At 73.9% G+C, this 19,701-nt stretch carries 18 protein-coding genes and 1 other RNA gene; 7 read left to right on the forward strand and 12 right to left on the reverse strand.

Translation table 11 applies throughout. From position 1 onward, the window contains the following. Positions 1–21 precede the first annotated feature (21 nt). The 3 genes from HKK73_RS11520 to HKK73_RS11530 all read right to left on the reverse strand — a co-directional run bounded on the left by HKK73_RS11520 (position 22) and on the right by HKK73_RS11530 (position 2,585). Complete coding sequence (locus HKK73_RS11520) at positions 22–1,311, reverse strand: hypothetical protein (protein ID WP_171468041.1); 1,290 nt, start codon at positions 1,309–1,311, stop codon at positions 22–24. Between the two features lie 153 nt (positions 1,312–1,464). Next, the gene (locus tag HKK73_RS11525) at positions 1,465–2,367 is read right to left on the reverse strand and encodes an N-acetylmuramoyl-L-alanine amidase (protein ID WP_171468042.1); all 903 of its coding nucleotides are present in this window, start codon (positions 2,365–2,367) and stop codon (positions 1,465–1,467) included. Then, a complete protein-coding gene (locus HKK73_RS11530; RefSeq protein WP_144682218.1) occupies positions 2,364–2,585 on the reverse strand; it encodes an SPOR domain-containing protein in 222 nt (73 codons plus the stop codon). The genes HKK73_RS11525 and HKK73_RS11530 overlap by 4 nt, the downstream gene beginning before the upstream one ends. Before the next feature lie 69 nt (positions 2,586–2,654). Between HKK73_RS11530 and map the strand changes: the two genes are divergently transcribed. Both map and ppgK read left to right on the forward strand, forming a co-directional pair. After that, positions 2,655–3,560, forward strand: coding sequence for a type I methionyl aminopeptidase (gene map, locus HKK73_RS11535; RefSeq protein ID WP_171468043.1), 906 nt, complete (start codon positions 2,655–2,657; stop codon positions 3,558–3,560). Beyond that, on the forward strand, positions 3,557–4,354 hold the full coding sequence (gene ppgK / locus HKK73_RS11540) for a polyphosphate--glucose phosphotransferase (RefSeq protein ID WP_061268591.1): 798 nt from the start codon (positions 3,557–3,559) through the stop codon (positions 4,352–4,354). The genes map and ppgK overlap by 4 nt, the downstream gene beginning before the upstream one ends. Positions 4,355–4,408: 54 nt before the next feature. Here the strand turns inward: ppgK and HKK73_RS11545 are convergent, their stop codons facing one another. The 4 genes from HKK73_RS11545 to HKK73_RS19365 form a co-directional block, all read right to left on the reverse strand. Next, positions 4,409–4,774, reverse strand: coding sequence for an STAS domain-containing protein (locus tag HKK73_RS11545; protein ID WP_021482430.1), 366 nt, complete (start codon positions 4,772–4,774; stop codon positions 4,409–4,411). A gap of 326 nt (positions 4,775–5,100) precedes the next feature. Beyond that, on the reverse strand, positions 5,101–7,710 hold the full coding sequence (locus tag HKK73_RS11550; protein WP_034653917.1) for a phosphoenolpyruvate carboxylase: 2,610 nt from the start codon (positions 7,708–7,710) through the stop codon (positions 5,101–5,103). Positions 7,711–7,971: 261 nt separating this feature from the next. Beyond that, the gene (thiD, locus tag HKK73_RS11555; RefSeq protein WP_021483778.1) at positions 7,972–8,790 is read right to left on the reverse strand and encodes a bifunctional hydroxymethylpyrimidine kinase/phosphomethylpyrimidine kinase; all 819 of its coding nucleotides are present in this window, start codon (positions 8,788–8,790) and stop codon (positions 7,972–7,974) included. A 129-nt stretch (positions 8,791–8,919) separates the two neighbouring features. Continuing rightward, a complete protein-coding gene (locus HKK73_RS19365; RefSeq protein WP_216607980.1) occupies positions 8,920–9,609 on the reverse strand; it encodes a DUF11 domain-containing protein in 690 nt (229 codons plus the stop codon). A 15-nt stretch (positions 9,610–9,624) separates the two neighbouring features. Here HKK73_RS19365 and HKK73_RS11565 point away from each other — a divergent pair, with 15 nt between their 5' ends. Next, entirely contained in the window at positions 9,625–9,948 is a 324-nt protein-coding gene (locus HKK73_RS11565; RefSeq protein WP_021482872.1) for a hypothetical protein, read from the forward strand. A 286-nt stretch (positions 9,949–10,234) separates the two neighbouring features. Here HKK73_RS11565 and rnpB read toward each other — a convergent pair. Next, an RNA gene (gene rnpB, locus HKK73_RS11570) (RNase P RNA component class A) lies at positions 10,235–10,648 on the reverse strand. 118 nt (positions 10,649–10,766) lie between these two features. Here rnpB and HKK73_RS11575 point away from each other — a divergent pair. Together HKK73_RS11575 and recQ are read left to right on the forward strand one after the other, a co-directional pair. Beyond that, positions 10,767–12,845: an AAA family ATPase gene (locus HKK73_RS11575; protein WP_171468044.1), complete on the forward strand. Its 2,079-nt coding sequence runs from the start codon at positions 10,767–10,769 to the stop codon at positions 12,843–12,845. Positions 12,846–12,913: 68 nt separating this feature from the next. Then, positions 12,914–14,743, forward strand: a complete 1,830-nt coding sequence (gene recQ / locus HKK73_RS11580) for a DNA helicase RecQ (RefSeq protein ID WP_034653124.1) — start codon at positions 12,914–12,916, stop codon at positions 14,741–14,743. Positions 14,744–14,800: 57 nt separating this feature from the next. Here recQ and HKK73_RS11585 read toward each other — a convergent pair whose 3' ends face one another. Next, the gene (locus HKK73_RS11585; RefSeq protein ID WP_085387735.1) at positions 14,801–15,184 is read right to left on the reverse strand and encodes a tautomerase family protein; all 384 of its coding nucleotides are present in this window, start codon (positions 15,182–15,184) and stop codon (positions 14,801–14,803) included. An 86-nt stretch (positions 15,185–15,270) separates the two neighbouring features. Here HKK73_RS11585 and HKK73_RS11590 point away from each other — a divergent pair, with 86 nt between their 5' ends. Beyond that, positions 15,271–16,113 (forward strand): YaaA family protein, encoded by an 843-nt coding sequence (locus HKK73_RS11590; RefSeq protein ID WP_171468045.1) that lies wholly within the window; start codon positions 15,271–15,273, stop codon positions 16,111–16,113. Between the two features lie 104 nt (positions 16,114–16,217). Continuing rightward, positions 16,218–16,553 carry a TfoX/Sxy family protein gene (locus tag HKK73_RS11595; RefSeq protein WP_171468046.1) on the forward strand — a complete coding sequence of 112 codons (336 nt, stop codon included), beginning with the start codon at positions 16,218–16,220 and terminating at the stop codon, positions 16,551–16,553. A gap of 57 nt (positions 16,554–16,610) precedes the next feature. Here the strand turns inward: HKK73_RS11595 and HKK73_RS11600 are convergent, their stop codons facing one another. The 3 genes from HKK73_RS11600 to HKK73_RS11610 all read right to left on the reverse strand — a co-directional run bounded on the left by HKK73_RS11600 (position 16,611) and on the right by HKK73_RS11610 (position 19,668). Beyond that, a complete protein-coding gene (locus HKK73_RS11600; protein WP_171468047.1) occupies positions 16,611–17,870 on the reverse strand; it encodes a bifunctional RNase H/acid phosphatase in 1,260 nt (419 codons plus the stop codon). Continuing rightward, complete coding sequence (locus HKK73_RS11605) at positions 17,867–18,610, reverse strand: zinc ribbon domain-containing protein (protein ID WP_034653131.1); 744 nt, start codon at positions 18,608–18,610, stop codon at positions 17,867–17,869. The genes HKK73_RS11600 and HKK73_RS11605 overlap by 4 nt, the downstream gene beginning before the upstream one ends. Before the next feature lie 80 nt (positions 18,611–18,690). Continuing rightward, the gene (locus HKK73_RS11610; RefSeq protein ID WP_171468048.1) at positions 18,691–19,668 is read right to left on the reverse strand and encodes a Nif3-like dinuclear metal center hexameric protein; all 978 of its coding nucleotides are present in this window, start codon (positions 19,666–19,668) and stop codon (positions 18,691–18,693) included. Positions 19,669–19,701: the final 33 nt, after the last annotated feature.

Raw genomic sequence — 19,701 nt, forward strand, 5'->3', positions numbered from 1 at the left:
GCGATGTTCACAGCATGACCTCTAACTGGGAACTTCTAAGGGAATCGCCTGGTCCAACAACACCGATTGCGCAATGAACCTCATCAAGTCAACATCGGGCCCCAATGCCGCGGCTTCGCCGCTCGACGGAAGCAGGAGTTCAATTCCCGAGTCGCCACCGCTCTGTTTTGTGTGAACAATGCGACAACGAATTGCATAGAGCCTTTCAGCCACCCCTTCGGTCAGCGACTCGTCAATCTTTAATGGCGAAGCCCCGCGAATCTTCTGCTTTCGCTGTGTGAAGTAATCGAGTTCTGGATGCCTACGAAGGAAATCCCTCAATCGTGGCACAGAGGTTGCCGTTTTGACGGCTGACTTCATCTGCTCTTTTTCGCTCGCGAATCCGGAAGCCGATTTAGCGATCCTGAGAAGTCTCGCAATCTGCTCGTCGTCGCGAGGATTGAATCTTGGGTCGGCGACTTCGTTTCTCACAGTCCGCAAGGCAGCACCATCTGCATAGACAGGGAAAAAGTACTCCACTGATTGGTAGAAAGCAAGGAACTGCAGGAGAGGAAGGCCATCCGCCGACTGCCCGTAACGGTACAGCTCGAGCGGCTCCCGAAGATACTGGTGCCTAGGGTAACTCAGCACAACTTCGCTGCGTTCATTGCGCTTGGCGACGAGAGGGCGGCTGCGACTGGAAAAATCGATAGCTATTCCATGCAGAAGATCGACGTCGAATAGGATGGCGTGCCCAAGAGACTCAAGAAGCATAAGACTGGAATCGTGGGTCGCCGACCCATCAACGGGGATTTTCATGGAGAGCCGGTCTTTGAACGGCCGCGCGGGATTCAATAGAGTTGCCAACTGTTCGGAAATCTGCGAAATGCGAACAGGGTGCCTCGGGTGCTTCAAAAGGATCTGCCAGGTCTTGACGTTGTCCACATCAACACCAACGTCGGCCGATACCGGAGCTACCGACGACGTTCGCGCAAGTCGTCTGTGCAAGTAGATCGCGCTCGCGACGCCTCTAGATGCCGACCGGAGGGCGGCCTCGATCGTTCCCGACTCTGTGTCGAGTACGGCGTCGTAGTCGCCAAGGAAAACGATGCTGCCCAGCGGTATTTCCGAAACAGATTCCAAGCATGACTCGTCTACCACGACGGACCGAGAGTTTCTGCCGTTTCGCATCTCGACCGCGAGCGCGAATCCATTTCGTCGGTATTCGAAACCTAGATTCTCCCGCTCTAGCAATTCCCTGAGTTTATCGACTCGAGCCTTTGCTTCTGACACTCGCTCCTCAGCTGACGCGCGACTCACCTTCTCGGCCATGCGCTCGATCCTATATGCGTCCCATGTGGACACACATGTTCGAGCGAGAACACGACGCCCATCCGAGTGTCGTGCTGAACCCATCCCCCAACAGTTCGATGCTCGAACTTGTTCACACCCGTCGTACGATCTCCCGAGTCGCTCAGAGGGGTGTCACTGCGACTTGGCCCATGCAATGATCCCTAACTCGAGGGCGTCCGCGTAGCGCTGGCGCCCCTCCTCCGACTCCATGACCGCGGCCTCGTCGGGGTTGCGCATCTCCCCCAGCTCGAGCATCACGGCCGGCCGCTCGGCGTGGTTGAGCGTCGCCAGGTCGGCGCGCCGCTGGACGGGGCCGTCGTCGGCCGCGACCGACGACGACGGCGCGAACCCGGCCGCCGTCAGCGCGGCCACGAGCTCGTGCGCGAGCGCGACGCTCGGCTCCCCCTGGGCCTCGTCCACGGGCGGGTCGGACACGATCGCGAAGAACCCGTGCGCGCGGCGGTCCTCCGTGCCGTTGGCGTGGAGCGAGACGAGCACGTCCGCGTCGTTCTCCTGCGGGAACCGGCCGCGCGCGTCGACGCACGGGCCCACGCCCGCGTCGTCCGGGCGCGTGAGCACGACGACTGCGCCCAGCTCGGTCAGGCGTGCCGCGAGCCGTCCCGCCACGTCCCACGTGAACGCGTGCTCCTGGTAGCCGGAGTCCGTGGACGTCCCCACCGTGTTGCAGGCCTTCGTGTCGCCCCGGCCGTCGGGGACGGGCGCGTTCACGACGAGCGGGTTCGCCCCGTTACCGCCGTTGTGCCCCGGGTCGACGGCGACCGTCACGCCCGCGAGCGGGGGCGCCGGCCCGGTCTCCGTGGCGGTCGGGTCGGGCGACGCCGTCGACGGCGCGGGCTCGGGCGCGGCCGGCACGGCACCGCCCGAGGGGGTGACCGTCGTCGGGCCGGCCCCCGACACGGCGCGGACCTGCAGCGCGACGAGGAACGTCAGCGCGCCCACCGCCAGCCCGGCGAGGAGCAGGCCGAGACGGCCCGACCACACCCGGCGCGGGCCGGGCGGCGGGGCGTGGGTCACTCCTCGCGCTCGCGGCGGTCTTCCTCGTCCCAGGCGTCCGTCCGCTCGCGCGCCGTCTCCAGGGCCTTCTCAGCGGCCTCGCGCGTCGGGTACGGCCCCATGCGGTGCGACCACGACGCGCTCGGGCCGCGGTGCACCTCGCCGGTGCGCGTGTCGTAGTAGTACCCGTCCGTGGCCGCAGGCTCGCCGTCGTCGCTGAAGCGTGATCCGGTGCTCATGCCTCGATCCTCCCCCATCCCGGCCCGGCCGGCCGCCCACGTCGCCCGCGCGTTCGTAGACTGGCGACCATGAGCACCGCCCCCGTCCCGCCCGACGCCGCCGCTCCCCCACGCCCCGGGCGCCGTGGCCCCCTGACGCCGGGCGTCGTGGGGCCGCAGCGGCAGGTCCCGACGACGATCGAGCGCCCCGAGTACGTGGGCCGGCCGGGACCGCGGCCCTTCCAGGGCAGTGAGGTCAACGACCCCGCGACCGTCGAGCGCATCCGGGTGGCCTCGCGCGTCGCGGCGCAGGCGCTCGTCGAGGTCGGGCGCCACGTCGCCCCCGGCGTCACGACGGACGAGCTCGACCGCGTGGGCCACGAGTTCCTCCTCGACCACGGCGCCTACCCGTCGACGCTCGGCTACCGCGGGTTCCCCAAGTCGCTGTGCACCTCCCTCAACGAGGTCGTGTGCCACGGCATCCCGGACTCCACCGAGCTCGTCGAGGGCGACATCGTCAACGTCGACATCACCGCCTACGTGGGCGGCGTGCACGGCGACACGAACGCCACCTTCACGGTCGGCGAGGTGGACCCGGAGTCGACGCTGCTCGTCGAGCGCACGCGCGAGGCGCTCGCGCGCGGCATCAAGGCCGTCGCGCCGGGCCGCCAGATCAACGTCGTCGGACGCGTCATCGAGCGCTACGCCGCCCGCTTCGGGTACGGGGTCGTGCGCGAGTACACGGGCCACGGCGTGGGGCGCGCGTTCCACTCGGGGCTCGTCGTGCCGCACTACGACGCGGCGCCCGACCACACGACCGTGATCGAGCCCGGGATGGTCTTCACCATCGAGCCCATGCTCACCCTCGGCACGTCCGAGTGGCGGATGTGGGACGACGGGTGGACGGTAGTCACCGCGGACGCCTCGCGGACCGCGCAGTTCGAGCACACGCTGCTGGTGACCGACGACGGAGCGGAGATCCTCACACTGCCATGAACGCCCACCAGGACTCGCACGCCGCACCCCCCACGGACCGCCCGCGCCCCCGCACCGCCTTCGGCATCGACGTCGGCGGCAGCGGCATCAAGGGCGCCCCGGTCGACCTCGCCACGGGCGAGTTCGCGCAGGAGCGGCACCGCATCCCCACCCCCCAGCCGTCGACGCCGCAGGCCGTCGCGGAGGTGATCGCCGAGCTCGTGGGCGCCTACGACCTCCCGCAGGACGTGCCGATCGGCGTCGCGTTCCCCGCCCCGCTCCAGCACGGCGTCGTGCGGTTCATCGCGAACCTCGACAAGTCGTGGACGGGCGTCGACCTCCCGGCGCTCGTCGCGCGCGAGACGGGACGGCACGTCGTCGCCGTCAACGACGCCGACGCCGCGGGCGTGGGCGAGGTGCGCTACGGCGCCGCGCGCGACGCGGACGGCGTCGTGCTCGTCGCGACGCTCGGCACCGGCATCGGCAGCGCGATCCTCGTCGAGGGCCACCTGCTCCCCAACACGGAGCTCGGCCACCTGGAGATCGACGGGTACGACGCCGAGACCCGGGCCTCCGACGCCGCGCGTGACCGCGAGGACCTCGACTGGGCCCAGTGGGCCGAGCGGCTGCAGCGCTACTTCGGGGTCGTCGAGGACCTGTTCTCGCCCGACCTCATCGTCGTGGGCGGCGGCGTGAGCAAGAAGCACGAGCACTTCCTGCCGCTGCTGCACCTGCGGGCGCCGATCGTGCCCGCCCAGCTGCGCAACGCGGCCGGGATCGTGGGTGCCGCGTCGCTCGCGGCCGACGCCGTCTGACGATCGTGCCCACGGCGCGAGCCCGGTCCGGAGGGGCCGGGCTCGCCGGTGCCGTCAGGCCGGGCTGACCTCGTGGTGCTCGGTGCCGAAGATCTCGATGACGCCGAGCATCTCGAGGACGTCCGTGACGACCGTCGGCGGGTTGCGCAGCGTCACGGACAGCCCCTCCTCGGAGCCGATCGTGTAGAACTGCACGAGGAAAGCGATGCCCGTCGAGTCCATGAACGTCACCTTGGACGTGTCGATGACCACGGGTACGTCGCGTTCGAGAGCGTTGGCGAGCGCGGCGCTCGCCTCGCTGCGCAGGGCGACGTCGATCTCGCCCCACATGTCCACGACGCTCGCGTCGCGTTCCTCGAGCAGCCGGATGCCGCCCGTCCCTGCCCCGGTGTCGCTGCGTTCGAGCTCCTGTACCAACACTGCCCCGCCCTTCGTCCCGCCTTGCCTCGCCCACCCCGACGAGTGCCGCGCCTCCTGCCCGACGCCCCGACCTGTCGGCCCCCTGCTCTCGTACGTCGTCGGGCGACAGCAGGACTCCGGCGTGGTCGGTCGTCGCCAGAGTACCCCACGGATAGCGTCGGCTGGTAGGCCTCTGGCGAAGACTTTACCCAGGCCCCCGTGGACGGCCGTTCACCGGGGCGATGGTTGAGGATTCATTCAACAACTGGACGGCTGTCCAGACGACGACGGCCGCCACGGACCCGGTCTCGGGTCGACGTGACGGCCGTCGTGGCGGGCGCCGGACCTCAGCCGGTGTTCTGCAGGCCGGCCGCGACCCCGTTGACGGTGAGCAGCAGCAGGTGCTGGAGCTCGTCCTTCACGGGGCCCTCCGCGCCGGAGCGCAGGCCGCGCAGCGCGCGGACCTGGAGCAGCGAGAGCGCGTCGACGTACGGGCTGCGGAGCTGGACCGCGCGGCCCAGCACGCGCCGGCCCGCGAGCGGCCACGCGTTCTCCGTCACCGCGAGGACCTGCTCGCGCGTGAGGCGCAGCTCGTCGAGGATCGCTTGCGCGAGGTCGTCGCGGTCCCCGAGCGCGAGGTACCGCTCGGCGATGCGCTCGTCCGTCTTGGCGAGCGACATCTCGACATTGTCCAGCAGCGTCGCGAAGAGCGGCCACTCGCGGTGCGCCTCGCGCAGCAGCTCGAGGTCGCCGAACTCGCGCAGCGCCGTGCCGAGCCCGTACCAGCCCGCGAGGTTGATGCGCGCCTGCGACCAGGAGAACACCCACGGGATCGCGCGCAGGTCGTCGAGCGACGAGACCGACAGGCCGCGACGTGCCGGGCGGGAGCCGATCGGCAGGAGGCCGACCTCCTCGAGCGGGGTCACCTGCGAGAACCACTGCGGGAACCCGTCCGCGCGCACCAGCTCGTGGAACCGGCGGCGCGACGACTCGTCGAGCGCGGCCGCGAGGTCGCGGTAGCGCTCGGTCGCCTCGGCGTTGCGCTTCTCCGTCGACGGCGCCGACGCGAGCAGCGTCGCCGCGGCGACCTGCTCGATGTGGCGCGACGCGATCGTCGGGTCGCCGTAGCGCGCGAGGATGACCTCGCCCTGCTCGGTGAGCTTGAAGCGGCCGTCGACCGAGCCCGGGGGCTGGGCGAGCACGGCACGGTTCGCCGGGCCGCCGCCGCGGCCGAGGGCTCCGCCGCGGCCGTGGAACAGCGTGAGCGTGATGTCGTGGCGCTCGGCCCACTGCGCGATGCGGCTCTGCGCGTCGTGCAGGGCGAGGGTCGCGGACACCGGGCCGACGTCCTTCGACGAGTCCGAGTAGCCGAGCATGACCTCGACGCGGCGCCCGTTCTCGGCGAGGCGGCGCTGCACCTGCGGCAGCGTGAGCATGGACTCGAGGATGTCGACGCTCGCCCGGAGGTCGGCGAAGGTCTCGAACAGCGGGATCGCGTCGACCACGGGCGCCTCGTCGGAGCCCTCGAACGCGAGCTCCGCGAGCTCGTACACCGCGGCCAGGTGCTCCGGCTTCTGCGTGAACGACACGATGTAGCGGCGTGCGGCACGGATCCCGTAGCGCTGCTGGACCGCGCCGAGCGCGCGGAACGTGTCGAGCACCTCGCGCGTGCGGTCGGAGAGGTCGCCGTGCAGGCCCTTCTCCGCGATCTCGGCGAGCGCCCCCTCGTGGACCTGGGAGTGCTGACGCACCTCGAGCTCCGCGAGGTGGAACCCGAACGTCTCGACCTGCCACACGAGCTGCTGCAGGTCCCCGTACGCCGCACGGGGCGCGCCCGCCGCCACGAGCGACTCCTGGACGACGCGCAGGTCGGACTCGAGCTGCTCGGCGTTCGGGTAGGCGAGGTCGGCGTTGCGGGCCCGCGTCGCGGCGATGCGGTCCGCGACGACGAGCAGGACCGCACGGTGCGGCTCGCGCGGCGACGCCTCCGACGCGGCGACGGTGACCGCCTCCGAGAGCCGGCGCTGACGCTCCCACAGGGCGCGCAGGCCGTCCGACGGCGGCGTGCCGTCCTGGTCGAGCGTGAGCTTGCGCCCGACGGCGCGCGCCTGCTGCTCGAGCGCCGCGAGCGCGTGGTCGGCGGCGATCGCAGCGGCCTGGCGCGTGACGTCGGCCGTGACGTTCGGGTTGCCGTCGCGGTCGCCGCCGATCCACGTACCCAGGCTGACGAACGGCCGCACGAGCGGCTCCTCGCGCCCCGCCTCGTCGCCCAGCAGCCAGTCGTCCAGGCGGCGGTAGACGGTGGGGAACGTGTCGAACATCGTCGCGTCGAACACGCCGAGCGCCGTCTTCACCTCGTCGAGGACCGACGGCTTGTGCTCGCGGATGGGGGCGGTGCGCCACATCGTGTCGATCTCGGCGAGGAGACGACGCTCGTTCTCCGCGAGCGACGTGCCGCCGAGGCGCTGCGCGTCCCGCTCGTCGAGGAGCGTCGCGATGCGCCGCACCGCGCCGGAGACCGCACGACGGCGCGCCTCCGTGGGGTGCGCGGTGAGCACGGGGCGGAACTCGAGGCGACGCAGCCGGCGCAGCGCCTCCTCGCGCCCGACCTCGCCGACGAGCTGCTCGAACGCCTCGGGCAGCGAGTCGTCGGGCGTCGTGGCGCGGGTCGCGAACTCCGCCTCGCGCTCGCGCAGGACGCGCACGCGGTGGTACTCCTCCGCGAGGTTCGCGAGGTGGAAGTAGCACGTGAAGGCCCGGGCGACCTGCTCGGCGCGCGCCATGGACAGGCCCTCGACGAGCGCCTCGGCCTCGGCGAGCACCGCGCCCGACCGGTCGTCGTACGCGCGGATCGAGAGCTCGCGGAGCCGCTCGACGTCGTCGAGCAGGTCCTGGCCGCCCGTCTCGCGCAGCACGGTGCCCAGCAGGCCGCCGAGGAGGCGGACGTCGTCGCGCAGCGGGCCCGGGACGTCGTGGCGCGCGAGGCCGCGCCCGGCGTGCCCGGTGTCGTCGGGGAGGTCGGAGACGTCGGCGGAGACCCGGTCGGGGCCGTCGGCAGCACCCGGGGACGGGGACAGTTCCGAAGGGGAGAGGTCGTTCACGGTGACGAGAGTATTCCTTGACCGTCAGGGGACGTCGAGACGTCCGAGGGGTGATCGCTGGTCGAGCACGGGTCGGCCCGGGGTCGTGAGGCCGCGGCCCGGGCACGCCGCAGGAGGTCAGCGGCGCGCGCCGACCCGTACCGCGTCGAACGGCGCGTTCGACGCCACGCGGTCCTCGATGGAGGCGGTGACGACGTCCTTGGCGACGCGCGCGGCGTCGAGCACCGAGGCGCCCTTCGCAAGCTCCGCGGTGATCGCGGCGGCGAACGTGCAGCCGGCCCCGCTCACGCGCTCCTCGCCGATCTTCGGGGTGCGCAGCACGTGCACCTCGTCGCCGTCGACCAGGACGTCGACCGCGTCGGGGCCGGGCAGCTCGACGCCCCCCTTCGCGACGACGGCGCGCGGGCCGAGCGCCTGGACCTTGCGCGCCGCCTCGACGAGCTCCTCGACGGTCTCGATCGACTCGACGCCCGCGAGCGTGCGCGTCTCGAAGAGGTTGGGCGTGACGACGGTCGCGAGCGGGAGGACCTGCGCGCGCAGCGCCGTGTCGGTGTCGAGGGCGGCACCGGGCTCCTGGCCCTTGCAGATGAGGACCGGGTCGAGCACGACGTGCTCCCACGTGCGCGAGCGCAGCGACTCGGCGACGACGTCGATCGTCGCGGGCGTGCCGAGCATGCCGATCTTCACGACCGAGGGCTCGTGCGTGACCGTCGCCGCCTCGAACTGGTCGGCGATCACCTGCGGGTCCACGGGGACGAAGCGGTGGCCCCAGTCGTTCTTCGGGTCGAACGAGACGATGCACGTGAGCGTGCCGACGCCGTAGGCGCCGAGCTCCTGGAACGTCTTCAGGTCGGCCTGGATGCCGGCGCCGCCGGTGGCCTCGGAACCGGCGATGACGTAGGCGAGCGGAGGCGTGTGCGAGTCGTGGTGCGACATGGTGCTCCTCGGCACGAGTAGGACGGGGCCCGTCCTCCCGGTGGTGCCGGGAGAGGCGGGCGGACGCGCCGGCGGACCGGCGTCTCCGCGGCGGGTGCGGCACGACAGCCTAACGCCGTACCGCGGCGCTCACGCCGTCCCGCCGCCTCGCGGCCGCCGCGGCCCGAGCCCGCCCGGGCCGCGCGCGGCCCTCCCGTGCCCGCGCACGAGCAGCGTCCCGAGGCCGAGCAGGAGGGCGGCGAGCGCAGCCAGGCCGGCGGTCGTGGCGAGGGCGTACGAGGGCCCCGCGGACGGCCCCGGGGCGGCCGGGTGCGAGCCCGGCACCGCACCGGCGGGCGCCTCCCCCGGGCCCGACGGCGGGAGGCCGGGACCGGGGCCGGGGCCGGGGCCGGGAGGAGGCGTCGCTCCGAGCAGCAGACGGACCGTCGCGGCCGCGACGTCGTTCTCCGGGACGGTGTCCGGGGCGTCGTGCGCGACCCGCGCCGTGACGACGAGGTCCGTGCCCGGCGCCCCGGTGGCGGTGCCCGTGAGGCGGTACGTCACCGCGGCGCCGGGCGGCAGGTCGCCGACGACGCACGTGAGGACCGTCGCCGCCACGACGGCGAGCGCGGCGGTGGCCGCCGGCGTGCAGCGCACCTCGGCGGTCGTGCCCGCCGGGCCGCCGTTGCGCACGACGGCGTCGAGCTGCACGCGCTCGCCCGGTCTCGCCTGGCCCGACGGCGGGGAGAGCATCACGGACACGTCCGTCGACGGCGGCGCGGTCGCGGTCCCGCACGCCCGGTCGTCGTTGTCGTCCGCGACCGGCAACCAGGGCACCATCTACCCTGCGTTTTCATGACCACCCGAACCGTCGAGCAGTTCGCCCTCCAGTCGGCCTCCGACGGCAACGACGTGCGCGTCACCACCGACGGAGCGCAGATCCACCGCTGGGACGACAGGCAGTACGCCCCGCCGATCGTCCTGGACGTCGACGACGAGGACCTGAACCGCTTCCTCGACGCGGTCGCCGACGACGTCGAGGTGCTCTGGCCCGGACGAGAGCCTCGTTGGGCGGGCTTCGCTCTCCTGATGACTCACATCGACGAACTGCTCCGCATGCGCGAGACACCACCCGCCCGGCTGGGGTTCGACGAAGCAGGGCAGCTCAGAGCGCACTAGCCGTCCAGAGGCGGCTGACGACCCTCGACACGACGCGGTCGGGGACGCGTGTAGGTGCCCGGCTCGCGCCGTCTCTGATGCGAGGCGGCCGTAACTCTGTCGCAGAGCCCGGCGTGGACGGAGTGGAGGCGTCCGCGCTGGGCTCACCCCAGTCCGGGGACGGTCAGCGCCAGGGGGGCAGGGCACAACCCGACGCCATTGAAGTCGTCATCGCCGTCGTCGATGTCAGCGTCGATCGTCACGGCACCAGAGGAGGCGCCGCTGTCTCAGGTCGGGCGGTGCGATGCGGACGAGCCGGTCTGTACGCCGGGTTCTGTTCCCGCGCGAGGTCGCCCTCGCGCGGGCGACGGTCATCCATCTAGGCCCTGCGTCGCCGCAGGGCTCGAGCGGTCTACCCGACTGTGCTTCTCCGTGGAGAATCGGGCGGGCAGCCCTCAGACACAGTCTGTCTGACCTTGCTCCAGGTGGGGTTTACCGAGCCGGACCGGTCACCCGGTCCGCTGGTGGTCTCTTACACCACCGTTTCACCCTTACCGCACCGGTCGGGGCCGGAGCCCTTCCCGACGCGGCGGTCTGTTCTCTGTGGCACTGTCCCGCGGGTCACCCCGGGTGGGCGTTACCCACCACCTTGCCCTTCGGAGCCCGGACGTTCCTCGGCGGGAGGCACGAGGCCTCCCGACGCGACCGTCCGACCGACTCGTCCGCGCCAGCAAGGCTACCGCTCCCGGGCGGCTCGGCGGACCAGCGACCGGTCCCGGCGGCGGGTCGTGCCCCGTAGGATGGCCCGCCCCCTCGAAGCCCGCTCCCGGAGGTCTGTCGTGCCCGCCACCGCCGAACCGTCCGCCCCCGACGCCCCGAGCGCGGCACCCGCCACCGACACGTCGGCCGAGCTCGCCCGGGAGCAGGAGTTCCTCGCCGACGCCCGCAGGCAGCTCGCCCGCATGCGCGAGCGGGCCGGGTCGCTCGACGCGCTCGCGGGAGACCGGGTCAGCGCCGAGTACCTCGAGGCGGCGCTCGCCCGCAGGCTCGCCCAGCTCGCCGACGACCCCGAGGTCCCGCTCTTCTTCGGGCGCATCGACCTCGACGGCACCGGCCACGAGCCCGCCGAGGTCTTCCACATCGGGCGCCGTCACGTCTCCGACCCCGAGGGCGACCCGCTCGTCGTCGACTGGCGCGCCCCGGTGAGCACGCCCTTCTACCGCGCCACGCGCACCGAGCCGATGGGGGTCGCCGTCCGCCGCCGCTACGGCTTCCAGCGCGGCGCCCTCACGGGCTTCGAGGACGAGACGCTCAACGCCCCGGGTCCTGGTGCGGAGTCCTCGGCGATCCTCGAGGCCGAGATCGAGCGACCCCGTACCGGGCCGATGCGCGACATCGTGGCCACCATCCAGCCCGAGCAGGACGTCATCGTGCGCAGCGGGATCGACCGGACCGTCGTCGTGCAGGGTGCGCCCGGCACCGGCAAGACCGCCGTCGGGCTGCACCGCGCCGCGTACCTGCTGTACTCCCACCGGGAGCGGGTGAGCCGCGCCGGGATGACCGTCGTCGGGCCCAACGCGAGCTTCCTGCGGTACATCCGCGACGTGCTGCCCGCCCTCGGCGAGGTCGACGCGACCCAGACCACCGTCGAGCAGATCGTCACGGCGCACGGCCGCCTGCGCGGCACGGAGCCCGCGGACGTCGCGCGGCTCAAGGGCGACGTGCGCATGGTCGAGGTCCTCCGCCGCGCGGTGTGGTCGCACCTCGTCGAGCCGTCCGAGGCGCTCGTGCTGCCCCGCGGTGCGCGCCGCTGGCGCGTCGCCGCGCACGAGGCCCGCGAGTGCGTGGCGCAGGTGGTCGGCCGGGAGCCGCGCTTCGACGCCGGTCGCGACCACCTGCGGCACGCGCTCGCACACCGGATCCTCGTGCAGATCGAGGAGTCGGGCGAGGCGCTCGACGAGCGGGCGTGGGACGCGCTCGCGCGCACCCGCCCGGTCCGGGACTACACCGCCGCGGTGTGGCCGAAGGTCACGCCGACGGCGCTGCTGCACCGGCTCCTCGTCGACCCCGCGTTCCTCGCCGCGAGCGCCGACGGCGTCCTCACCCCGGCCGAGCAGGAGCTGCTGCGCCCGGCCCGACCGTCCCGGACACCGGGCACGGCCCGCTGGACGCTGGCCGACCTCGTCCTGCTCGACGAGGTCGCGGACCTGCTGGCCCGCGGCGCGTCGGTCGCGCACGTCGTGGTGGACGAGGCGCAGGACCTGTCGCCGATGATGCTGCGCGCTCTCGGGCGCCGGGCGCGTACCGGCTCGCTGACGGTGCTGGGCGACCTGGCCCAGGCGACGACGCCGTGGGGGGTCTCCTCGTGGACCGACGCGCTGACGCACCTCGGCAAGCCCGACGGCCACGTGGAGCAGCTCACCGCCGGCTTCCGCGTCCCCGGCGACGTCATCGAGTACGCGGCCCGCCTGCTCCCCTCGATCGCGCCGGACCTCGACCCGCCGGTCGCCGTCCGCCGGGCGCGGGGCGAGCTCGTCCTCACCACCGGGCCGCTCGTGGACCTGGTCCGCACGGCGCTCGCCCGAGAGGGGTCGGTCGGGCTGATCGTGCCCGACGCCGGCACGGACGCCGCGCGCGCGGCGCTCGCCGCGGCGGGCCTCGCCTTCGCGGTCGTCGGCGAGGCGTCGGACGACGACGGCGCGGTCGAGTTCGACGCGCGCCTCGACCTCGTGCCCGCGTCGCTCGCGAAGGGGCTGGAGTTCGACCACGTCGTGCTGGACGACCCGGAGGGCGTCGTCCGGGGCGAGCCCGACCGGGTCACGGGGCTGCGACGGCTGTACGTCTGCCTGACCCGCGCGGTGACGTCGCTCGCCGTCCGCCACCGGGACGACCTGCCCGCGGAGCTCCGCCGCCCGTGACGGGCGCCCCGGCGGTGGGGCGGACGCGCCGGGACCGTCGTGTCGGAACTCCTCGGTAGGGTGCCCGGGTGGCCACAGCGACTGCGACCGACCCCGCGCTCGACGTGCTCCGGCGAGTCTTCGGGTACGACGCGTTCCGGGGTGAGCAGGCGGCCGTCATCGACACCGTCGTCAACGGCGGCGACGCCCTGGTGCTCATGCCGACCGGCGGGGGCAAGTCGCTGTGCTACCAGATCCCCGCCCTGGTCCGTCCAGGGACCGGCGTCGTGGTCTCCCCGCTCATCGCCCTCATGCAGGACCAGGTGGACGCCCTCGCGGCGCTCGGCGTCCGCGCCGCGTTCCTCAACTCCACGCTGTCCTCGGAGGACCGCCGCGCCGTGGAGCGCGCGCTCGTGGCGGGTGAGCTCGACCTGCTCTACGTGGCGCCGGAGGGGCTCCGCAGCCGCGCCACCCTCGACCTGCTCGACAGGACGCCGATCGCGCTGTTCGCGATCGACGAGGCGCACTGCGTCTCCCAGTGGGGCCACGACTTCCGGCCGGACTACCTCGAGCTGTCGGTGCTGCACCAGCGCTGGCCGTCCGTCCCGCGCATCGCGCTGACCGCGACGGCGACGGCCGCGACGCGCGCCGAGATCGCCCTGCGCCTCGACCTGGAGGGCGCGCGGCACTTCGTCTCCAGCTTCGACCGCCCCAACATCACCTACCGGATCGTGCCCAAGGACCGGCCCGAGAAGCAGCTGCTCGACCTGCTGCGCACCGAGCACGCCGGGGAGGCCGGGATCGTCTACTGCCTCTCGCGCGCGTCGGTCGAGAGGACCGCCGCGACGCTCGTCGAGAACGGGATCCAGGCGCTGCCCTACCACGCGGGGCTCCCCGCGTCGGTGCGCGCCGCGAACCAGTCCCGGTTCCTGCGCGAGGACGGCGTGGTCATGGTCGCGACGATCGCCTTCGGCATGGGCATCGACAAGCCCGACGTCCGGTTCGTCGCCCACCTCGACCTGCCCAAGTCCGTCGAGGGGTACTACCAGGAGACGGGACGCGCGGGGCGCGACGGGCTGCCGTCCACCGCCTGGCTGGCCTACGGCCTCGCCGACGTCGTGCAGCAGCGCAAGCTCATCGAGACGTCCGACGGCGACGCCGCGCACCGGCGCAACCTGGGCCGGCACCTGGACGCGATGCTCGCCCTCTGCGAGACCGTGGAGTGCCGCCGCGCCCAGCTCCTCGCCTACTTCGGCCAGGAGCACCCGGGGGCCTGCGGGTCGTGCGACACGTGCCTCGCCCCGCCCGAGGCCTGGGACGGGACGGTCGCCGCGCAGAAGGTGCTCTCGACGGTGTTCCGCCTGGACCGCGAGCGCGGGCAGCGCTTCGGCGTCGGGCAGGTCGTCGACATCCTCCTCGGCCGGGACACGGAGAAGGTCCGGCGGTTCCGGCACCAGGAGCTGTCGGTGTTCGGGGTCGGGGACGACCTGTCCGAGAACGAGTGGCGGGCCGTGGTGCGCCAGCTCCTCGCCCAGGGACTGCTCACCGTCGAGGGCGCGCACGGGACGCTCGTGCTCACCGCGGCGAGCGGGGAGGTCCTGGCCCGGCGCCGCGAGGTCCGGATGCGGCACGAGCCGGCGCGTCCGGTGCGCGCGGCGAAGGGACGGAAGGCGTCGGCCGCCGCCGAGCTGGCCGAGGCCGACGTCCCGCTCTTCGAGGCGCTGCGCGCCTGGCGGGCGGGCGAGGCGAAGACCCAGGGCGTGCCCGCGTACATCGTGTTCGGGGATGCGACGCTCCGCGGGATCGCGACCGCCCGGCCCGGCTCGCTCGAGCGGCTCGCGCTGGTGAGCGGCGTCGGCGAGAACAAGCTCGCCCGGTACGGCGACGCGGTGCTGGCCGTCGTCGCCGAGGCAGGCTGAGCGGCCCCGCACGGGGCTCGGACCGCCCCCCGCCGCCCGAGGCAGGGGACGCGCGAGTCAGACGTCGACGCGGTACGACAGCGCGAGCTCGTCGCCGCTGACCCCGCGGATGCCCCAGTTCTCGCGCGGGCTCTCGAGGATCACGAGCTCCACGTCGTCCACCGTCAGGCCGAGGGCTGGCACGACGTCGTCGTACAGCGCCGCGACCAGCGCGCGCTTGGCCTCGCGCGTGCGGCCCGTGAAGCAGACGACCTCGACGACCAGGTACGCGTCCGAGCGCGGGGCGACCAGGTCGTCGTCGTCCAGGAGCAGGAAGCGGTGGAACCGCTTGTCCGGCGGGAGCTGCCACGCGCGCACGAGCGCGTCGTGCAGCGCGTCGGACACCTCCGTCCGCCGCGCGCCCCACACGCTGCGCCGTCCGTAGATCTTCACCTGGGCCATCGGGCGAGCGTAGCCGTGACGCACCCCACGCCGTCGGCCCCGGTCACCCGCGGCGGCGACGTCGCGCGCGCTCGTAGAGTGACCCGGTGCTCGTGCTGCTCCCCCCGTCCGAGGGCAAGACCCCCGCGCCCGACGGCGCCCCGCCCGTCGACCTCGACACCCTGACCTCCCCCGCGCTCACCGCGCACCGCGTGACGGTCCTCGACGCGCTCGCCGCCGCGAGCGCCCGGCCGGACGCCCACGAGGTCCTGGGCACGACGCCGGGGCTCGCCGAGGAGGTGCGACGCAACACCGTGCTGCGCTCGGCCCCGGCCGGTCCGGCAGCCGACGTGTACACGGGCGTGCTGTACGGCGCCGCGGACCTCGCGGGGGTGCTCGCCGCGGGCGGGGAGCCCGCGCGTCGGGCCCGCGAGGACGTGCGCGTCGTGTCGGGGTTGTGGGGCGCGCTCTCCCCCGCCGACCGGGTCCCGGCGTACCGGCTCTCCATGGCGGTGGACCTGCCGGGCGTCGGGAAGCTCGCCACGGCGTGGCGGCCCCACCTCGCCCCCGTGCTCGACGAGCGGGCCGCGGGCGACGTCGTCGTGGACTGCCGGTCCGCGACGTACGTGGGCGCGTGGAAGCCGCGGACATCGGGCCCGCGGGCGGCCGAGTGGGTCGCGGTGCGGGTCGTGCGCGAGCACGCCGGGAAGCGGACCGTCGTCTCGCACAACGCCAAGCACACGCGCGGCGTGCTCGCCGGGCACCTCGTGCGCCGGGAGGCGGCGTCGCCGTCGTCCGCGGCCGGGCTGCTGGACGCCGCGCGCGAGCTCGTCGGCACGGTGATCGGGACCGAGGTCGGCTCGGGCCTCACCTACCGGCTGATCGAGGCGACCCTGCACGACGCCACGACGCGCAGCGGCCCGCGGACGCTCGAGCTCGTCATCTCCTGAGCGGTCCGGCCGAGCGGTCCGGGCGAGCGATCCGGCGCGGTGGTCGGCCCGGGCCGGCGCCGCGTGCCACTGCGCCGGGACGGGCAGGGGTCCACAGTGGACCCATGGCCGTCAGCCAGGACCTCGCCGACCGCGTCCGCGCGGTGCTGGCGCCCCGCGCCCCGTTCGAGGAGCGGACGATGTTCGGCGGCCTCGCGTTCCTCGTCGACGGGCGCATGGCGGTCGCGATCTCCGGGGACGCCCTCATGGTGCGGGTCGGCACGGGCGGACGCACCGCCGCCCTGGAGCGCGGCGCCCGGCCGATGACGATGGGCACCCGCACGATGGCGGGGTGGGTCGTCGTCGACGGTCCACGCCTGGCGGACACGCGCGAGCTCGACGCCTGGGTGGAGACCGGTCTCCAGGTCGCCCGCACCGCGCGTCCGAGGCCGCCGAGGTAGAGCCGTGGTCACGACCATGCCTCTACCTCGCGCTACCAGGCCTCTACCTCGGCCGGGTCAGAGGTCGCTCGGGACGCCCTGGGCCGTGAGCTCGCTCGTGCCGTCGGCCCACAGCCGCAGGATGCTCACCGACGCCGGAGGGACGCGGATGCGCGACCACTGCTCGGGCGGCGCGTCCACGGCCGTCCCGATCGCGGCCCGCACCTGGACGGCGTGGCCCACGACGACGACGGTGCGGCCCGCGGGCCCGGCACCCGGCAGCACGGTGTCGACGAGGTCGCGCAGCCCCTGCCGGACGCGCACGCCGACGTCGGCGGCGGACTCGCCCCCGGGGGCCCGCGTCGTCCCGGTCGTGTACCAGGCGGGCAGGAGGCCGGGCCACCCGGCGTCCACCTCCGCGGCCGTGAGCCCCTCCCACGCGCCGAAGTCGACCTCAGCGAACCGGTCGTCCGTCGTCACGGGCACCCCGAGGCGGCGGCCGACGGCGCGCGCGGTCTCCTGGGCCCGGACCATGGGCGAGGCGACGACGGCCGACGGGCGCGGCAGGTCGGGCCACGCCTGACGACCGATCCGGAACACCAGGTCCGCGGCCTGCGCGGCCTGGGTTCGGCCGCGCGCGGTGAGCGACGGTCCCGGCACCGACGAGCCGCTGAACGCGCCCGCGACGGTGAGCGGCGTCTGCCCGTGACGCACGAGGACGACCGTGAGCGCGGGCGCGTCGTCGAACCGGACGGTGGCGCCCGACGGCCGGGCGGGCGTGTCGACCGCCGCGCCCTCGGGGACGGCGGGGAGGGTCGTCCCGTCCACGGGGACGGGTGCGGTCTCGGTCGCGGGGTCGGCCGCGGCGTCGGACGGCACCTCCGACGTGTCCGCGGGCTCGTGGTCGCGCACGGCGGTCCCGCGGGTGTCCATCGCCTCGTTGGCCAGGGCGTCGGCTGCCGCGTTCTGCGCGCGCGGCACCCACTCGTAGGTGACCTGCGCGGCGGGGAGCACCGCCGCGGCCTCGGCCGCCAGGCGGCGCATGTCGTCGTGCTTGATCTGCCACCGCCCCGACATCTGCTCGACGACGAGCCGCGAGTCCATCCGGACGGTCACGCGCGCGTCCGGGTCGATCTCCGCGGCGGCGCGCAGCCCGGCGACGAGACCCGAGTACTCGGCGACGTTGTTCGTCGTCGTGCCGAGGTACGCGGCCCGCTCGGCGAGCACCTGGCCGGTCTCGGCGTCGCGCACGAGCGCCCCGAAGCCCGCGGGCCCCGGGTTGCCGCGCGAGCCGCCGTCGGCCTCGACGACGAGCTGCCGACCGCTGGTGCCGCTCACGCGCCGGCGCCCTCCGGCCGCACCACGATGTGGCCGTAGTCCTCGAGCCGCACCACCTGGTCGGGCGCGGCCGACGTGATCGCCGCGAGCTCGGCCGGGCTCAGCGAGACGTTGAGCCCGTCGACGTGCTGGCCGCGCAGCGCGACGACGCCGCGGCCGCCGTTCTGGTCGCGGACGCGCTCGTAGAGCGCGAGCAGGCCCGCGTCGAGACCGGCGACGGCGTCCGTGCGCCGCCCCGCGACCTGCGCGGCCTCCGCGTCGAGCTCGGCGTACCGGGCGTCGCGCGCGGCCACGACCTCGGCCTTGGCGGACTCGAGCTCGGCGTGCGCCGACTCGAGCTTCGCGAGGGCCTCCTCGTGCGCCTCGAGCCGCTCCATGACGTCGAGCTCGACCTCCTCGAGGACGCCCTGCCGGCGGGCGAGCGACTCGAGCTCCGCGACGAGCGCCTGCGCGTCCTTCGCCCCGACCTGCCCGGAGTCCAGGCGCGACTGGTCGCGGGCGGCGCGCGTGCGCACCTGCTCGACGTCGCCCTCGGCCTTGGTCAGCTCGCGCCGGAGGTCGCTCACCGCGGTCCGCGACTCCACGAGCTTGCCGCGCAGGTCCTCGAGCTGGGCGTCGAGCTCGGCGATGCGCGCGTGCTCCGGCAGGTTCTTGCGCTGGTGCGCGAGCTGCTGGGCACGCGTGTCGAGCTCCTGGACGTCGAGCAGGCGGAGCTGGTCGGCGGGCGGTGCAGTGGCCACGGGTGGTTCCTTTCGTGGGCCCCGGACGGGGCCGGCGTGCGGGTCGGTGGGGACGGGTGCGGGTCGACGCGCGGCGGGCGTCAGGCCTGCGCGGTGTCGCGGGGCGGTCCGGCGTCGGCTGCGGGGTCGGCGGGTGCGGACGGGAACCGCGCCGTCCACGGGTCGGTGACGAGCGTGCTGACCCGCGTCTCCACGGCCGCGCCGGAGCGCGCGAGGACGCGCACGAGGTCCTCGGCAGCGTAGCGGAGCCACGGCCACTCCGAGGCGTAGTGCGGCACGTCGACGAGGAACGGCGTCCCCGCCTCGCCGCCGTCGAGCCGCGCGCGCTCGCGCAGCTCGGACACGGGGTGGTGGCGCAGGTCGGAGGTGAGGTAGACGTCGGCCCCGCTCGCGCGCACGGCGTCGAACAGCGAGTCGCCGGACCCGCCCACGACCGCCACCGACTCGACGCGCGCGTCGAGGTCGCCCGCCACGCGCACGCCCTGCACCGTCGGGGGCAGCACCTGCGCGACGCGCTCCGCGAAGGCGCGCAACGTCGTCGGCTCCGCGAGCCGGCCCACGCGGCCGGTGCCGGTGCGCGCCGCCTCGTGCGGCGACGGCGCGGGGTGCGGCACGAGGGGGACGCGGTGCAGGAGGTCGAGCGCGTCGGCGAGGGCGTCCGCGACCCCGCGCTGCGCGGCGTCGGCGTTGGTGTGCGCGACGTACAGCGCGCAGCCGCCCCGGATGAGGCGGTGCACGAGCGAGCCCTTGAAGGTCGTCGCGGCGACGGAGTGCACGGGCCGCAGGAACAGGGGGTGGTGCGTCACGAGGACGTCGGCACCCCAGGCCAGCGCCTCGTCCGCGACCTCCTCGACGGGGTCGACGGCGAGCAGCACCTTGCGCACGGGCGCGTCCGGGTCCCCGGCGACCAGGCCGACGGCGTCCCAGTCCTCCGCCGTCGACGGCGGGTACAGCTCGTCCAGCGTCCGCACGACGCGGCCGAGCGTCGGGTGCCCCGCGCCCTCGGCCGCCGGGTCCGCAGGAGGCGTGTCGGTGCTCGGGTCGGGCGCGGCGGTCATGGCGGCAGGCTATCCCGGGCGGGCCGCCGGACG

It is taken from the genome of Cellulosimicrobium sp. 72-3 (assembly GCF_013127315.1).
Lineage (GTDB): Bacteria > Actinomycetota > Actinomycetes > Actinomycetales > Cellulomonadaceae > Cellulosimicrobium > Cellulosimicrobium funkei.

What these genes read in the sequence shown, in the direction of transcription:
- HKK73_RS11520 (WP_171468041.1), bottom strand. Translation starts at nt 1,311, where the DNA reads ATGGCCGAGAAGGTGAGTCGCGCGTCAGCTGAGGAGCGAGTGTCAGAA.
- HKK73_RS11530 (WP_144682218.1), bottom strand. Translation starts at nt 2,585, where the DNA reads ATGAGCACCGGATCACGCTTCAGCGACGACGGCGAGCCTGCGGCCACG.
- map (WP_171468043.1), top strand. Translation starts at nt 2,655, where the DNA reads ATGAGCACCGCCCCCGTCCCGCCCGACGCCGCCGCTCCCCCACGCCCC.
- ppgK (WP_061268591.1), top strand. Translation starts at nt 3,557, where the DNA reads ATGAACGCCCACCAGGACTCGCACGCCGCACCCCCCACGGACCGCCCG.
- thiD (WP_021483778.1), bottom strand. Translation starts at nt 8,790, where the DNA reads ATGTCGCACCACGACTCGCACACGCCTCCGCTCGCCTACGTCATCGCC.
- HKK73_RS19365 (WP_216607980.1), bottom strand. Translation starts at nt 9,609, where the DNA reads ATGGTGCCCTGGTTGCCGGTCGCGGACGACAACGACGACCGGGCGTGC.
- HKK73_RS11565 (WP_021482872.1), top strand. Translation starts at nt 9,625, where the DNA reads ATGACCACCCGAACCGTCGAGCAGTTCGCCCTCCAGTCGGCCTCCGAC.
- HKK73_RS11585 (WP_085387735.1), bottom strand. Translation starts at nt 15,184, where the DNA reads ATGGCCCAGGTGAAGATCTACGGACGGCGCAGCGTGTGGGGCGCGCGG.
- HKK73_RS11595 (WP_171468046.1), top strand. Translation starts at nt 16,218, where the DNA reads ATGGCCGTCAGCCAGGACCTCGCCGACCGCGTCCGCGCGGTGCTGGCG.
- HKK73_RS11610 (WP_171468048.1), bottom strand. Translation starts at nt 19,668, where the DNA reads ATGACCGCCGCGCCCGACCCGAGCACCGACACGCCTCCTGCGGACCCG.